Origin of the sequence: Pseudozobellia thermophila, assembly GCF_900141855.1 — a bacterium.
Lineage (GTDB): Bacteria > Bacteroidota > Bacteroidia > Flavobacteriales > Flavobacteriaceae > Pseudozobellia > Pseudozobellia thermophila.
The window spans coordinates 1-15,264 of the sequence record NZ_FQYU01000021.1; the positions used below are offsets into that span (position 1 = coordinate 1).

Annotated in this window: 15 protein-coding genes; all 15 read left to right on the forward strand. The window is 38.1% G+C overall.

Annotation, left to right across the window (positions count from 1 at the left end; all coding sequences use genetic code 11):
* Nucleotides 1-753, forward strand: a 753-nt coding sequence (locus BUB37_RS21000) for a phage baseplate assembly protein V (protein ID WP_244526919.1), incomplete at its 5' end; no start/stop codon positions are given.
* A 12-nt stretch (nt 754-765) separates the two neighbouring features.
* The gene (locus BUB37_RS21005) at nt 766-1,626 is read left to right on the forward strand and encodes a hypothetical protein (protein ID WP_072996008.1); all 861 of its coding nucleotides are present in this window, start codon (nt 766-768) and stop codon (nt 1,624-1,626) included.
* Between the two features lie 17 nt (nt 1,627-1,643).
* Nucleotides 1,644-2,132, forward strand: coding sequence for a DUF4280 domain-containing protein (locus BUB37_RS21010; protein ID WP_013991796.1), 489 nt, complete (start codon nt 1,644-1,646; stop codon nt 2,130-2,132).
* Nucleotides 2,133-4,406 (forward strand): hypothetical protein, encoded by a 2,274-nt coding sequence (locus BUB37_RS21015; protein WP_072996010.1) that lies wholly within the window; start codon nt 2,133-2,135, stop codon nt 4,404-4,406.
* Between the two features lie 20 nt (nt 4,407-4,426).
* Entirely contained in the window at nt 4,427-5,020 is a 594-nt protein-coding gene (locus BUB37_RS21020) for a hypothetical protein (protein ID WP_139278175.1), read from the forward strand.
* Between the two features lie 7 nt (nt 5,021-5,027).
* On the forward strand, nt 5,028-5,801 hold the full coding sequence (locus BUB37_RS21025) for a hypothetical protein (protein ID WP_139278176.1): 774 nt from the start codon (nt 5,028-5,030) through the stop codon (nt 5,799-5,801).
* Nucleotides 5,802-5,983: 182 nt separating this feature from the next.
* A complete protein-coding gene (locus tag BUB37_RS21030; RefSeq protein WP_139278177.1) occupies nt 5,984-7,000 on the forward strand; it encodes a hypothetical protein in 1,017 nt (338 codons plus the stop codon).
* 48 nt (nt 7,001-7,048) lie between these two features.
* Complete coding sequence (locus BUB37_RS21035; protein ID WP_072996018.1) at nt 7,049-7,609, forward strand: LemA family protein; 561 nt, start codon at nt 7,049-7,051, stop codon at nt 7,607-7,609.
* A complete protein-coding gene (locus BUB37_RS21040; protein ID WP_072996020.1) occupies nt 7,593-7,949 on the forward strand; it encodes a hypothetical protein in 357 nt (118 codons plus the stop codon). Before BUB37_RS21035 ends, BUB37_RS21040 begins: the two co-directional genes overlap by 17 nt.
* A gap of 260 nt (nt 7,950-8,209) precedes the next feature.
* The gene (locus BUB37_RS21045; protein WP_244526921.1) at nt 8,210-9,169 is read left to right on the forward strand and encodes a DUF2931 family protein; all 960 of its coding nucleotides are present in this window, start codon (nt 8,210-8,212) and stop codon (nt 9,167-9,169) included.
* Between the two features lie 25 nt (nt 9,170-9,194).
* Nucleotides 9,195-10,085, forward strand: a complete 891-nt coding sequence (locus tag BUB37_RS21050) for a hypothetical protein (protein WP_072996025.1) — start codon at nt 9,195-9,197, stop codon at nt 10,083-10,085.
* Nucleotides 10,078-10,767 (forward strand): DUF4280 domain-containing protein, encoded by a 690-nt coding sequence (locus BUB37_RS21055; protein ID WP_072996027.1) that lies wholly within the window; start codon nt 10,078-10,080, stop codon nt 10,765-10,767. The genes BUB37_RS21050 and BUB37_RS21055 overlap by 8 nt, the downstream gene beginning before the upstream one ends.
* Nucleotides 10,764-13,907, forward strand: coding sequence for a toxin VasX (locus tag BUB37_RS21060; protein WP_072996029.1), 3,144 nt, complete (start codon nt 10,764-10,766; stop codon nt 13,905-13,907). The genes BUB37_RS21055 and BUB37_RS21060 overlap by 4 nt, the downstream gene beginning before the upstream one ends.
* Nucleotides 13,895-14,881 (forward strand): hypothetical protein, encoded by a 987-nt coding sequence (locus BUB37_RS21065; protein ID WP_072996031.1) that lies wholly within the window; start codon nt 13,895-13,897, stop codon nt 14,879-14,881. The genes BUB37_RS21060 and BUB37_RS21065 overlap by 13 nt, the downstream gene beginning before the upstream one ends.
* A gap of 115 nt (nt 14,882-14,996) precedes the next feature.
* Nucleotides 14,997-15,264, forward strand: a 268-nt coding sequence (locus tag BUB37_RS21070) for a transposase (RefSeq protein ID WP_072995902.1), incomplete at its 3' end; no start/stop codon positions are given.

Sequence of the window (15,264 nt, forward strand, 5' to 3'; positions counted from 1 at the left end):
GCGCCCCGATCGGGCGCACAACGAGGTTGGGTACTCGACAATGCCGATCCGGAAGGACTCGGACGTATCAAGGTACAGTTCCCCTGGCAAAGGGCGATGGGCACCAGTACCCCTTGGATCAAGATGGCCACCCCCTACTCCGGTAGCGGAAAAGGCTTTTACTTTATCCCCGAAAAGGAGGAAGAGGTATTGGTCGGCTTCGAGAGCGACAACCCCGAAAAACCCTTCGTGATCAGCGCGGGCTTTAACAGCAGTGCCAAGAGCGGCCTGGCCGATGCCGACAACAACATCAAAGCTATCAAGACAAGAAGTGGCCACATCATAGAATTGAACGATACCGATGGCGGGGAGCGTATTACGATCAAGGATAAGAACGAGAATATTTTTCAGATCGATACGGCTACCAACGACATTACCATCAATGCGAAAAACAATGTAAATGTTAATGCAGAAAATAACGTTACGGTTACCGCTAAAGAAACCATAAAATTTTCAGCTAAAAATATACAATTAGACGCACAGGAAGATATTACGGCCGGAGCAAGTAGAAATATTAGTGCTAGTGCTGGAGAAACTGTCAATACCATGGCCAAAAACAAAAATGATATTATCGAAAACGAAATTATGGTCAATGCTAAAAAATTAGAAGAAACTGCTGACGAAATCTCCGTGAACAGTACATCCAAAAATTTGACTTTATTTTCTCAAAAATCTGTTGATGTACAAAGCAATGAAAAGGTAAAATTATTTTAACCCTTACTTCTTTTGAAAAACTATAAAGAAAAGGTCAATTTAGGAATTGACAATTACTTAAAAATCGAACCCTCAAATTTCAAAAGGAAATATGGTGTCCTAATTAAATTCAACGACGACAAGGGTAAGGAAAAAGGGCTCATAACCTACGAAATAGAGGTAATTGCCCAAAAAACGGACATGTTCTTATGGCTGTACAATTTTGACAAGAAAAACGTACGAATTAATGATCAAAAACCACATAAAAACTTAGATGTCATAGCTACAGAATGTAATTTGGCCCTCTATCCCATTCAGTTGGAAGTAGGGTGGAAACATAATAAAAAACAAATTAAAAATAGCGGAAAAATCCGGGCAAACTGGAATAAAAAAAAAGAAATCTTAAACAATAGGTTTGCACATGAACTGGTAAACTGGTATTTAAAAACAACAGACAAAAATATTGAAGATGATACTTTGCTGCACAAAGCAATAGAACATGATATCTTTCTTTGCTTTTACTTAACCCCCATATATCAAACATATGGTATGTTGACTAACATGACAGAAACTGAAATAAAAATACCCATATTGCCCAACACCTTACCAGTTACCTTTTTATCCGAATTAAAAATAAACCACGAGGTTAGTAGTTACGGTACAATTACATTAAAAATGGAAGGTATTTTAAACGAAGAACGCAGTGCCTACGATTTGGTAACCTTAAAAGATATTCCGGTAACACCTTCCAATGAAAATAAAAATGGTCGTATGGAGGCGACATTTCAATTAGATAAGAATTCAAAAATTATAAAGTCCATTATTTCAGATTGCTTCATAGAGCTACCATATGGCAAAGGAAGAAGTTTTCGAATGGAAGCTTTTGAAATCTAATAGAAAAAGAACAAATTATGGCAAAACCAGAAAAAAACGGAATATTGGTGTGCAAAGGTGCTATCTGTAATTGCACTATGGCTCCCGGGGTACCATCCCTTCCCATGGAGGTAATAACTCAACAAAAATATTACATCAACGATGACCAAGGCACACAAAAACTTATTGCCACAGATTTAGAAAAAACAGTAGCTTCTGTAAATTTTACCACTTGTAAACCTGGCACTCCTTCTTCAATGCCGTGTGCCGCCAATTTAGAATGGTCCGGCTTTTATGAAAACATAGAACTTCCCAATGGAGGAAAGCCTCTTTTGGACACAAGTACTGCACAATGCAGTGCAGGCGGTGGTACAATAACGATATTTAACCATGGACAGACGATAAGCATACCAGCTTCCACCTTGGAAGATGCGGATGAAGACATACATAGTCAATTAAACCCCATGGTCAATTTGGGAACCGCAAAATATAGGAACGAGGATTATGATGGTATTGAATTAATCTAAATGAAAAGTAAGAAACAGTATATTACCGGAGTAAAAAGAATAGTTGCCAAAGAGTCAAACGGGGTCGAAGCAAAGACCGGATCTCTACATAGTCCTTACCACATATTAATGGGAAGCAAGGAGGATGGCATGTATCTAGATGTCTTTGTACCTGATGACGGTTATTACGCACAAACACCATCCTTTAGGAAAGGAAAAGAAAGCTGGATATGGCATACCCTGAGTGACAAGAACAGAATATTCACCAAGGATGATGCTGTAGGCATTAAAGGTAGAGTGGTAAGAGCCGTCCTAAAGAAAAAACTATGTGGCAGTGCCCTTAATTGGATAGAAGCCTTTCACTCATACCCTGAAAACAAACTACCCTCAGGTTTCTATGTATCAGGTCAATGTGATCCTAAAATCACCAATGTAACTTGGAAAAAGTATCAAGACGATAATAATGGGGCGGAACTAGGATATGCCGAAGCGAAGTTTGGAGACATGCTCCAATTACACATCGAAACCGAGGGTCTAAATGGTGAATTGTTACATATCGATTTCGAAGAAGATGAAGAAGGAACAATCATTGATTCTGTTAGTGACATTACCTATCTGGGAAAACTTATTTTAAATGTGCCAATTAAAAGTATTTGGAGAAATAAATTGTTCAATCTTGCAGAACAAACTTTTAACGATTATTTACGATTGACCCCGATAATCAGTTATACCCATCCAAAAACAGGAAAAAAAGAAAGCCTGAGGTCTAATTATATTGACATTCAGAATAAGATTGCCGATAGAAAATCTGAAAAAGGGAGTGCTGTACCAGTTTCCATTGGACGCGTTGAGCACAGTATACTGAGGTACAACCCCTGCAAGTTCACTTCATTGATCATTAAAAAGAAAAAGGAAAAAACAAATAGAGATTATATCTATTTTGATCAGAACAAAACGGTGATAAATCCAGAGCCATATGAAATGGTTTCAGGTGCTAATAAAAACATTAATAATATAATTATAAAAGCAGAAGGGCTTCAAGTCGGAGAATGCCCCAGCAGTATACCTGAACATCTCGACGAAAAAATAGTCGTCAGCCATAAGAACAATGATAATATTACCATAAAAGAAGACGTGGTTTTACAAGGAGGTAACACAATCAAACATGATGTCATTTGTAATCTTAGCGAAAATCATTTGGCTCCTTTACATTATATATGGCCTAAAGGAAAAAGATTGTGCCGTAAATATGACTTCTATTTTGATACCTGTAGCTATAAAGAGCATGTACCAGTACATGTATACTCCGATATTAAATGGACCTTAGAATTTCAATGGAACCATGATGCCCCCTTTGCATATGGTTTTAGCGAAGGGCTCCCCAAACATAGCATCGACAGAAAAAAAGCAATAGGTGCTGCCATAGACGCAGAATGGGCTAAAAGAGAGAGGGAAATGGCCCAGTCCTTTGGTTGGTCTCTAAAAGCCCAATGGGACGAAGGCGATGCTGTTGAGATTGGGGATAAATTCATGGAGAATATCCGTAAAACCTTAGGTCTGTTTGTTAAAGTTAAAGGTTTAGTAGATAACATTACCACACAATTAAAAGGAAGCGCACCTTTTGAATTGGAAATAAAATCTCCCGCCATTGCGGCTTCCGCACAATGGTACTTAAAAGAAATGGATAGTGAAACCCCCGATTATGTCCATAAGGTAGCTACCATGGTTACTGTGGGGGCTTCCGCCAAACCTCTAATAGGGGCTAAATTTACTCTAGACCTACTTTCGGTTCTTGCCACCACTTTTTCCCCCGGAGTTACAAAGGTCGTGAATTTTTTAAGAGACAAAGCTAAAGATCATTTAGATATAAAATTTGAAACGCGTTTTAATGGGGATATCAACGTTGACGGCAAAGTTGACATTAATACATTAATACCAACTGAAACTTCAGGAGACATTAAAGTTGTTGGCGAAATAAGTGTCGAAGTTGAGTTATCTGCAACTGGTAGCACGGGTAAGTTAGCAGCTGGAAGTTTTGAAGCCGACTTAGAAGCAGGTATAACTGGCAAAACAAGTGTCACCGGAGGATTGGAAGCGGGTGCTGACAAAGAAGGTGTATACTTTATGCCCGTTGCAGAATTTGGAGGAGTGATTGCTACATTTGTTCTAAAAGGTAGCGTAAAATTTGGTATTATTAAAAAAACATTTGACCAAAGCCCTCCAGAAGCACCTATAGTCAAATCTGATAAAATCGAATTTGAAAAGAAAGATTACTACTTAAATAAAGAAACTTAATCATGCATAAAATAAAATTCATGAGCCTAATAGTATTATTTTCTTCTAGTTGCTCAAATAATTTTAATCTAGATAAAATAAACTTTGACTCTAATTTTGAGAAAACCATTTCAACACTTAAAATTGAAGAAAAAAGAGAAATTAACCTTAAATCGGACTTCAAATTTGCGAGAATCGAACCACTTGACCATCTGGCGGAAAATATAAATAATGTAATTTATAGTTATTTTATTTCCCCAAAAGAAAATCAAATTACCTATAACGGTATAAAATTAGGAGATGATATAGTCGAAATAAGAACAGTAAATGATAAACCCATCGGTTTTCGATGTAGCACTTCTTCAACTGAGAATACCCAAGAACTTCTTGCTGCCTTGGAACAGAAATATGGGATTGGAAAACTCATTTATAATTTCAAAGGAACCCAGTACTATATTTGGGAAAGCGATAATAAAATAATCGAGTTCAATAAGTTTAGTACATCAGAAGGTACTGCCAAAGAGGCTGAACAAGGTATGCTAATAATACTAAAGACAAGTGCTTTAAAAAAAGGTCAATGGCCAATTTACAAGCCATATCTAGACAAAGTAAAAATGCCAGATTTAAGAGAATAATTAAGCAATGGATAAACCCTTTTATAAAATAAAATTTTCCAGCACTTCCTGCAATTTTGAAATACGAATTAATGATATGCCCGTTTTCAGTTATGTGGATACGGGTATGATTTCGACCCAATACCCTATAAACCATTTAATATTAAAATCAGGGAATCAAGGTATTTCATTAAAACTTTGGCCACAGAAAAGCCAAGCTAATCTAACCGAGCATTCAAAATTGCAAATTTCAATTCTTGTTAACGATACTTCCGAGCCCAGTAATATACCTACGGAAGTATATGTTTTCCAAACCCCATTATTCGATAAGCCTATACCCTTATTTGAATATAAAACTAATTTTAAAGCCACAGTCCCTTATTTATTGAAAGGTTGGACCGACTCAAGCATTTTACAAATAAACCAATCATTAACAGATAAAGTATTTGCTTTCTATAACAATATTCATACTATTTTAAAGGAAAAGGATTTTGTGGCTTATAAAAAAATCTACTTAACAAAGCTTAAAGAAGTGGATACAAGTATTTACTCCTCTCAAGCGGATACCGATAGTGAGTGGGAAGAACTGGTCACATTTTTAAATGACCCAGAAATGCAAATAGCCCCTATATCGAAAAACGCAAGCTTGTTTCTTTATGGAGACGAAAAGGTTATTTCCCTTCAACAACCAAACCTTGAACCAGCGTTGTTTTTTGAAAACAAAACTAAAAAGACTCAATATCAGATTCCTTTATTTTTACACAAACCAAAAGAATCTGACAGATTAGAAGTCATTCGGTAACAAGTAGATAAATTTGTTTGTATAGACTTTTACTGTCTCATTTGTAAAGAGTACCGTTCAGACCAAAAAGACAAGCCTTATCAACAAACCCTCCAAAAAGCTATTTAATTAAATGTATTAAGTAGCTTTTGTTGTATCGGCCCAAGTCTATTTCAAACCTTTTTACACCAAAACAAGACGCCTTGAATCTTTTTTATTGGGATAATGTAGATGCATTGATCATAGCTATCATGACCTTTTCATCGATAGTATTTGGTGTGGCCTATTATTTTATTTTGAAATCCTTATTCAACCTAAAGGCAAAAAATATCCGGCCACTTTTTGCAGTTCCCCTGGTATTAATGATCCTCACCGTACTGTACGACCCTGGTTATGTACCACTGGCTATATGGATCGACTGCTCCATTCTTCTTATTTTGATCATTGTTGCCCCCATCTATGGCATAATAAAGAATAAGGTGCCACTCTCTACCATAGCCTGGTTACTTACCGTAGGGGCCATTGTCCCGATATCCATAATGACAGCCCCCTATGGCTTAATACCCTTAATAGTACTTATTCTGGTCCTAAGCACCTTAACTCCCTCTAAAAGCGATACCTTTTATGACCTACAGACCCTACTGCCCTCTTCAAAGATACGGTCCATGGCCATGGGCCTGGTAGAGGTTTACGGGAAAACCGTTATGTTGGAACCCCTAATCTCCAAAATAAAAAAAGTGCCCTGCATCGGCTATATTTATAAAATCGATATAATCCGAACGGACAACAAAGGCCGGACATACTATGACAATATTTTAACGGAGACCCAATGCAATACCTTTCAAATTACCGATGATACGGGCACAGTAACCATTAAGGGAGAAAACATAAGCCTATTGGATTTCCCCAAATCGGAACACAGCTATGAATCCAACGGCAGACGTTATCAGCAATTTTTATTAAAAGAAGACATGGATGTACTCTTGATAGGTAAGGCGACCAATAAGGACGGGCAGGTGTTCGTTGAAAAAGATCCAACAAAAAATATCTTCGCCATCGCACCCTTGGATTATGTTTATCAACATAACCAATCGACCCCTTTATATCATTCCTTTATAAGACATTTTATATTTTTAATAGTAATCATCAGTATTGTTCTGCTCTGTAACATCAATATAGAAGGCGAAAAAATCGTGGTAAGCTTTTTTTCGCTTTTTTAAATCAGAACCGGAACAGCTCTTTCAATAAGATTTTTAATACCTACATATATGAACAACATAATCTTAATCATAGTACTGGCCCTGATCTTGGTTTACATCGTTTCCAGCGGTGTCAAGATCTACAACCGCCTGGTGATGTTGAACCAGAACGTCGACAAGAACTTCGCCAATATCGACGTCCTTTTAAAACAACGTGCCGATGAAATACCCGAGCTCGTAAAAATCGTCAAAAAATACATGGAATACGAGGAAGGCCTGCTCACCCAGATCACCGAATTGAGGACCCGATATTTGAACGCTTCCAATAACGACAACAAGGTAAAGGCGGCCAATGAAATGGACAAGGCCCTTGCCCATATCTTGGCGGTTTCGGAGAACTACCCCGATGTAAAGGCCAATGCCTCCTTCCTCTCCCTACAGCAAAGGGTATCGGAACTCGAGGACCACCTGTCCGACCGAAGGGAACTTTACAACGACAGCGTCAACCTGTACAATATTGGCATCAAGGAATTCCCCGCCCTTTTGTTGGCCAAACCCATGGGATACGGTAAAAAAGAACTATTGCAGATCTCCGAAAAAGAAAAACAGTACGATGGAGTTCAGTTTTGAGTATTTCGATATTTTAAAAAGCATAAACAGTAGCAGCGACAGTATTAGGCTTATGGCCTATGGCGGCATTTTATTATTGTATATTCCCTATCGGTTACTATTGAAACTGTTCAAGCAGAATGCGACCGGGAAAATGAATTCCCTAGGACTATTATATTTTGTTTTGACATGGTTGATGAGTGGCTTTACCATAGGTGTCCTATGCCAAGATGAAACCTCGGGAATAAAGTTGTTCCTTGTTTTGATATCTATCATCACGGTTAACCTCATTTTTGTTCTGAACAATCATTCCCGCCTGTACAAGGTTTACCACAAAACATACAAGGAATGGCAGGTCTGAAATGAATCGTATTTGCGGCTGGGTATTGGGGCCGGGTATCATAAGACGGTTCAACAAAACAAAGGGAAAAACAGCCCGGATTCTCTAATTATGACCGGTACCTAATTTTGGCAGGGGGTCAATAAACCAAACATTGAAAATGGAAAAAGAACACGGGTAATTAATCCCGGTTAATCAACGGCTATTTTAAAATGACACGAACATGGATCATAGTATTTGCAATTTTGTTGCATTTTTTTTCTTGCAAACCTAAAGACGATATGAAAAAATTTGAATGGCGCCCGACTGCGAATGCGCCCAAATATTATCCTGCAGAGGTTATTGCCGGAAATTTCTATATGCAGGATGGTTCCTCTATTTATATCCCTACAGGACATACCTTAATGACAGGGTGGGGCAATACAGGTGCCGCACATATTGTCGGTGAGGATTTTAAACCCGTTCCCTATAAATTCGATATCAAATGGGTTTCCTATCTCGAAGAAAAATTCTATGGCGGCACCTTCGAACTTCCCAAAGAAAAGATGGAGGCCTTGTTTGAGGAAGGTTTTATTAATAGCCGTAACCAACAGGAAACCTATGACAGTATTGTTTTGGGATTGGCCCCTGGTGGCGTTTTGGTCGTTTGGATGTACGGGAGTTTCACCGTAGAAATAGCCAGATTTCAGGCAAAAGAGATTGAAATGACAATGAAAGAATTTAAACCATATGCAACTAGGTCACTCGAAGATTACGTAAAGGTTATTAAAAATGACATCATAAACGAAGATATCAAAGGAGCCATTGATGTGGACAACATTCCCTTTGGGATATGGGATACCTATCGTAATAAATACAATTGGGCCCCAAAAGTCCTTTTTAAAAAAGAAGGGGAAACCTTATTGAAAACCATTGTGGTAAACTATTACAATGGCGAATTCTTTAATACCTATGGCCAAAACCCCGTGGTTACCGAAATGAAAGAACGGCCGATTCCTTATAGAAGCGCAATGAGTTGGAGGGACGACCAAAATAATAATTATGGGGCAAAAGTGTTTTTCGATGAGAAAGAGATCTTTGGCCTATTCGATACGATCTACAACCAAAAGAAAGCCCCCAAAGCGAACCTGATCTTTGAAATAGATAAGTTCAATAGCTCCCTAAAGGTATATTTTAAAACCGAAAATGAAATATACCCAATTAAAAAAGCAGAAGTAAAGGTCTATCTAGCTTCCAGTTAATAACAACGATCCAATCCCCGAAAGCATGTATTCAAAAACCATGGTAGAACATACCGGACCGATCCAACTTAACGGGGAGGGCTCTATTAGAAGTTATACGGCCGAGATCAAGAATGTGGTGGCCAAGGGCAAAAAGGTCGAACATGCATGTGTTGTTCTATTTTTTACACTTCAATACCTTGGAACTACCGAAGAAGGTAATTTAAAATATAAAAGCAGTATACAACGCAGATTCTTTTTAGATGACAAAAACAGGCCTATATTCAAACCTTCCAAGACCCAAAAATTAGCGCTAAACGCAGCTAAAATAAATGATGAGCTGATTCTTGAGGTCAGTAAAAATTATAAGCTCATCGGAATCATCAATGTAGAGGAAGTCCAAAAAAAATGGCGTAAGCTTAAGGGTATATTGCAGGATTCCTTTACCGATCTACAAACAGTTATCGGTGATTTTGATTGGCAGATGCAAACGAGTAACATCCAGAAAATATACAGGAACGACGTTTTCTACAATTTCTTCTTCTCCAATTTCTTCTATCAGGAATTCAATACGGAAAAGTCCTTGGAACATAAAAAGGTACTTATGAACGGTATTCATAACCTTGATGTTCCGATAATAGAAAAAAAGACCATCGCCGAGCAGGATCTTTTGTTTCAGAACATAACCATTTCCACTTCGGCGGAACTTGACACCAAAAACAAAATCTTCCCATTGGAGAAAATGAACGTGTTTCTAGGGAATCTGCTTGGCACTAAAGGCAGCAAGCATTCCTTGGAATTCGACTACGATGGTTTTTACAAGGTCAAACCCAGAATAGGTCTGATAACCGAGGGGCATTTAACGTATTCTTTCAGCATTAAGGATATCTATACAAAATCAACGACCCTTAACTTTAATCTAGAAAAAGATGAGTAGCAAAATATACGTATTGGATGGTGCATTATTGGAATGTGACCAAGGCTTTACCCCAGCCAAGCTGATGGTCACCGAAAACCAAAAGGTAAAGATCCAAGGTAAGTTCAAAGCTACCGATATGGATGTACAAGTACCACAGACCTTTGGCCAGTGCAAACTAAAACCTACCAGTGGCGGTTATTTACCTTGTGTCCCCGCCTTGCAGAAATGGACAAAAACCACGGAAAAAGCAACCTTGGGCAAATCCAAAAAATTCTTGTTCGAAGATTCGGAGTGTATGTGCGCCACCGGTGGCAAAGTGACCGTTCTGCAACCTATGCAAATTAATACGGCCGGTAGTGTCATGGAAGAATTCAAGAATATTGCCATGACCATACCTGGGGCCATGTTGGGCAATGACAAAGCTCCTAAAGTTGTAGAAAGCTATTGGATGGATGAAAATGGGGTGGAAAAGATAGATAGTATTGCCTATGGTGAAAAGGCCTCCATTTTTGTACAGACAGAAAATATGGATCCTGGAGAAACAGTAAATGTATCTGTAAAAGAAAAGGATGAATTAGCAATAGACGGAGAGCAAAACGTCATAAAATTTAGTGGTACGGTAAAAGCTGATGGCTCTGCAGAGTTAAAACCATTGGAAACTTCAGAAGAATGGAATAAAGAAAAAACCGATACTCCATGAGCAATACCCAAACAAAAAAAGAAAGTAGAAAACGTGTACTTACCTTAGAAGTAGAATGTGGTGGTAGGACGTTTGATTTTAGTTCACAAAAACTTCAATTGACCCCTGAAGATGAACCGATCATTAAATTACACTTTTTAAGGTTTGGCAAACTTTCGAACGAGCCAAAGGAAAGCCATCTTGTGGCTAGAATAAGTACTGACGACAACGAAGTTAAAAAGGATGAAAATGGTCGTATTTCTTTAGATGAAGTAATTATTTCAACCCCCAAGCAAGAAAATTTTAGCACAATCAGAACAGGTCTTAACCCTGGGTACCTATACATTATAGATGAAACCAGACCGAACATTCCTATAGAGTTCGAGATCGATCAATCCGGTAATTTTGCATCGGTTTCATGGGAAAAGGGCGGGGAAGGTTTCCCTGATATTCGCATAACGGATGGTAAAAACAATACTAACGGGTATTATGAGGCCGAGTTAGGAGCAATAGTTTGGGTCGCATATTCCTCCGTGCAATGGTCAAAGGAGTATTATGACGGCTTGGTATCCGACACAAAAAAAAGAAAGGAAAGGATGATCAAGGTACAAGCAAACGGTTTTCCTTTGGAAACTGCGGAAAACGCTTCCGATTATAAGCCGTATGATCGGGTCGTCACTTATTTTTCATCGGCCAGGGAAGATTTATGCAAAAGTATACAAGGGAAGATAGATGGCATTCAACAACAAGAAGAAAAACGTCAGAAAAACCGGGACGAAAAACCAAACCATAAAGAACCTGAAGTACTAACGGATATGTTCGTTACGTTAGACGACCCTATCGGGAATGCTAATGAAATCGCTACGGAACTAGCAACAGAAATCATAAGACACCGTGCTATTTTAGAATCTATGCAAACGGCATCCAATGTAGATAAAATCTACCAAAGGATGTTATCTGGCGGCAAACCTGAAAAACTATCCGAAGAGAAAGAACAAATCAACGCAATGTTCAATCTTGCGCTCACTACATATCAATTAGTTTACAATAACGAAGATATGATAGATGATTATGATGGAGGAAGTAGAATCGGTTGGGGACGAGGAATCTACAAACAGAAACTTTTAGATGTACTAGGGGTTGAAGAACGAAAAATACAAAGAAAAAAAGTTAATGGTTTACGAGATGACCTTGGAAACTTTATTGACTCTGATTTTTATAAAAATGCATATATAGATCATGTTAATGGTTCTGTTCTTAATATCGTGGACGGCAAATACACAATCATGCAACATCTACGATTATTGGCAATCAACCCTCATGATATTGATCGTACATTAGATCTTAGGGATGAATATGAGAAAAATGACAAATGGGACAAACTGATAGAAGATTCCCTAAAAGAAGGAGAAGACAATTCCTATAAAGCCGTTCTAAATAAGGAAGCTACGGTTGATGAAGAAATAATCAAACAAGGTATAGATGTCTCCAATAAAATGGCAGATTTTGCTATTGCTAGTTTGGAAGCTTATGCCAAATACGCCTTAAAAGATGTTGTAAAAGTTGAGTCTTATATCGAACTTAAAAAAGTACCGGTTCAAGGCAGATATAAACTTACACTGAATAGAATGAACACCATCAACCTAAAAACCAAAGGACCTGATGGCGGTAAAGTAAAATTATATCAAGTACGGAACAAAGAAATAGTTCAAAAACTTGGTGACAAAGGAATGAAACTAGATCGTTCAAAGGACATTCTTGGTTTTTATGGTGGTAAAAATAAAGATGTTGTACGATTTAAGACAAATACGCCGGAAATCGTGTTGATGGAATCTTCCAGAGGAAATCATATTTTTGACGTACCTGTTATTCAGGAAGTAGAAAGGGAAATTACACAATATAGAACCATTACTACCAAAGCACCTACCAGATTAGCGAGACGTGCAGGTACACTTTTAAATGGAACCCCGTTTAGAGGGGTCGTTGCATTGCTTCAAGTTTTTAATGTGACTGCGGCCTATGACTCTTTTAGTAGTCAAGAGAATAAAAAAAATGGGATAGCTTTAGCTGGTGTAAGTTTTGAATTATTAGCAGCTTCTGCATATTTCAGTAAGTCAATATTAACAAAACATTTGAGCAGCTCTTCGACAAAACTCATTTCTAGGTTAGCTTTAGGAGCTGAAATTGCGGGTATGGGTGTGACTGTTATTATATGTGGCTGGGAAGCCTTAGAAAGTCATGGTCGGCGCGACCAGGATGCTATGTGGGCTTGGATCGGAGCTAGTGCAGCGTTTTCAGTTGCTACTGTAGCAACTATTATGGGGTCCAGTTCTGTATTAGGTCCTTATGGCTGGATTGCTGCAGGAATTGGTGTAGGTTTGGTGTTTTTAGCCTATTACTTAAAAGATTCTCCGTTAGAAGCTTATTTTAAACACTTTGCTTTCAGTGATGAAAAGGCATTGGATAAAAACCCCGCTGAATTAACTTGGCGATATAATCAGCGTTTCTACAATAGCAGAACCGAACTTATTGGTGATACGGATAACGAATACCAACGTTATATAGATTTTAAATTAGCAGCTGCAGAATTGACTGATCTTATCGTTTGTGCGGATATAAGATTAACACCAAGAAAAGTAGTAAACCAAAAAGAGGAGTATATACAATCTTACAGTAGACATACCGTAGGGACAACCATCAAAGAAGGTGATATTAAAGAATTTACAGCAACAATAAGTTTTAGGCAATTTTTTAATGACCCCAGTCAGTTATCCTATGAAGTACATTATTACCAAAAAGGAGTTCTCAATGGAAGAGGCATTAAATTGGACATCGATTCAGCAGTAACACGTAAAAAGGGAACTAAAGAAAAACCGCCACAGGCAATCATCAATTTTGAAATACCCGATCACTTTTTGGTTGGAAACAATAAAAACAGCCAAATATTGTTCGTCTGTTATTTAGATATTGGCGAGGGCAAATATTATCCAAATCGACACGACGGATTAGAACGTTATATTGGAGTTATAGCAGGTGTTAACCAATTAAAATCTGAAACAATAGCGTCTATGAACGTTACCAATATGAACCATACCTACCATAGTAATGTACGAGTAAGTACTTTGGAGAACTTAAAATCTGGTTATGCATGGAAGAAATAAATTCAATGAGTTCTAAAAAAGTTTTAAATACATATCTAAAATTTGAGATTACAGATTCCTTTAAAAAAGTAGACAAAAAATTTCTGAAGAAATATAACAAACGGGAGGTTTTTGAAAACCTTGATGACAACACCCTTGTTATCGATACTATGAGAATTCTTTCAGCCTATGCGGGAGGCATTCTCTCTATTTTCGGTTTTATTATATTATTCATTCTTACTCCTGATAATAATTATTTCAAAATTCCATGGGTTATTTTTTATACGACACTTTTTTTAGTGTTTGTTCTATCCTTAGTTTATGCCCTAACAATATCAAAACAATATATAACATTAGATAGAAGAAATGGTTTAATTACATTTCCAAAAAAGTTATACGGAAAACCGTTCACAATTGAATTTGATAAAGCAATTGTATATTGGGTAGGTACGGGAGGATCGTCAGGTAACATAGACATGAAACTTGCTATAGCATATCCAGACAATAAGCTTTTAGGCACATATCTTAGTGCTCATGTGGAACCTTACTATGAAATATGGTCATTCTACGTCTGGTATATGGACAGAAACCGTCCCCTACCACCGGGGGATGCCTTTGACCCCTATAGGGAAAGGGACTTTTTAAGGCGGAAGGCCGAAGGCTTCCCCCCTCCCTTGTACAAAAGCTATGTCCCTACCCCGGAAGCCACCCCTGTACAACAAAAAGAACGGGAGCAATACTGGACGGATGAGCAGTATACCGAAAAATTTGAAAGAGAAGAAGGATCAACCTGGTATGACCCACAAATTCATAACGACTGGGAAGAAACTACCTATTTGAAACCAGAAACAAAAACCCCTGTAGCCAACCGATATGTAAAATTCATTTTCAATGACGGGCGCATAATATATTCCCAAACAAATGAAGATGGAAGTCTGTATGAACCACCAGAAAGTGAAAACTTTGAAATGCAGTTTATTGATCTTAAGAAATGATAGTCCTATTTAACTTGGCAGAATGTTCATTCCCCAATTAGTAGGACTATTATAATTACCCCCATAAATAGGACAGTAAGTTAAGTTTAATTTTTAATCTTAAATTCACTGTCAAATGGGAAGAAGAAAACACACATCGAAGTTCAAGTTCAAGGTGGTACTGGAAGCCCTGAGCGAACGTTTCACGATCCAGGAACTGGGCAGGAAGTACGACATCCACCCGGCGCAGATCACCAACTGGAAGGCGCAGTTCCTCAAGAACGGCGAGGAGGTCTTCTCCAAGAAGGCCAAGGACGCCAAGAGCGAGGCCCAGGAGAAGGAGGAGCGGATGCTCAAGACGATCGGCCAGCAGAAGATGGAGATAGATTTTTTAAAGAAGGCCT

Bases quoted from the DNA above. Each gene is read 5' to 3' on its own strand.
- BUB37_RS21060 (WP_072996029.1), top strand. From the start codon at position 10,764: ATGAGCAATACCCAAACAAAAAAAGAAAGTAGAAAACGTGTACTTACC.
- BUB37_RS21035 (WP_072996018.1), top strand. From the start codon at position 7,049: ATGAACAACATAATCTTAATCATAGTACTGGCCCTGATCTTGGTTTAC.
- BUB37_RS21050 (WP_072996025.1), top strand. From the start codon at position 9,195: ATGTATTCAAAAACCATGGTAGAACATACCGGACCGATCCAACTTAAC.
- BUB37_RS21040 (WP_072996020.1), top strand. From the start codon at position 7,593: ATGGAGTTCAGTTTTGAGTATTTCGATATTTTAAAAAGCATAAACAGT.
- BUB37_RS21055 (WP_072996027.1), top strand. From the start codon at position 10,078: ATGAGTAGCAAAATATACGTATTGGATGGTGCATTATTGGAATGTGAC.
- BUB37_RS21020 (WP_139278175.1), top strand. From the start codon at position 4,427: ATGAGCCTAATAGTATTATTTTCTTCTAGTTGCTCAAATAATTTTAAT.
- BUB37_RS21025 (WP_139278176.1), top strand. From the start codon at position 5,028: ATGGATAAACCCTTTTATAAAATAAAATTTTCCAGCACTTCCTGCAAT.
- BUB37_RS21010 (WP_013991796.1), top strand. From the start codon at position 1,644: ATGGCAAAACCAGAAAAAAACGGAATATTGGTGTGCAAAGGTGCTATC.
- BUB37_RS21015 (WP_072996010.1), top strand. From the start codon at position 2,133: ATGAAAAGTAAGAAACAGTATATTACCGGAGTAAAAAGAATAGTTGCC.
- BUB37_RS21065 (WP_072996031.1), top strand. From the start codon at position 13,895: ATGGAAGAAATAAATTCAATGAGTTCTAAAAAAGTTTTAAATACATAT.
- BUB37_RS21045 (WP_244526921.1), top strand. From the start codon at position 8,210: ATGAAAAAATTTGAATGGCGCCCGACTGCGAATGCGCCCAAATATTAT.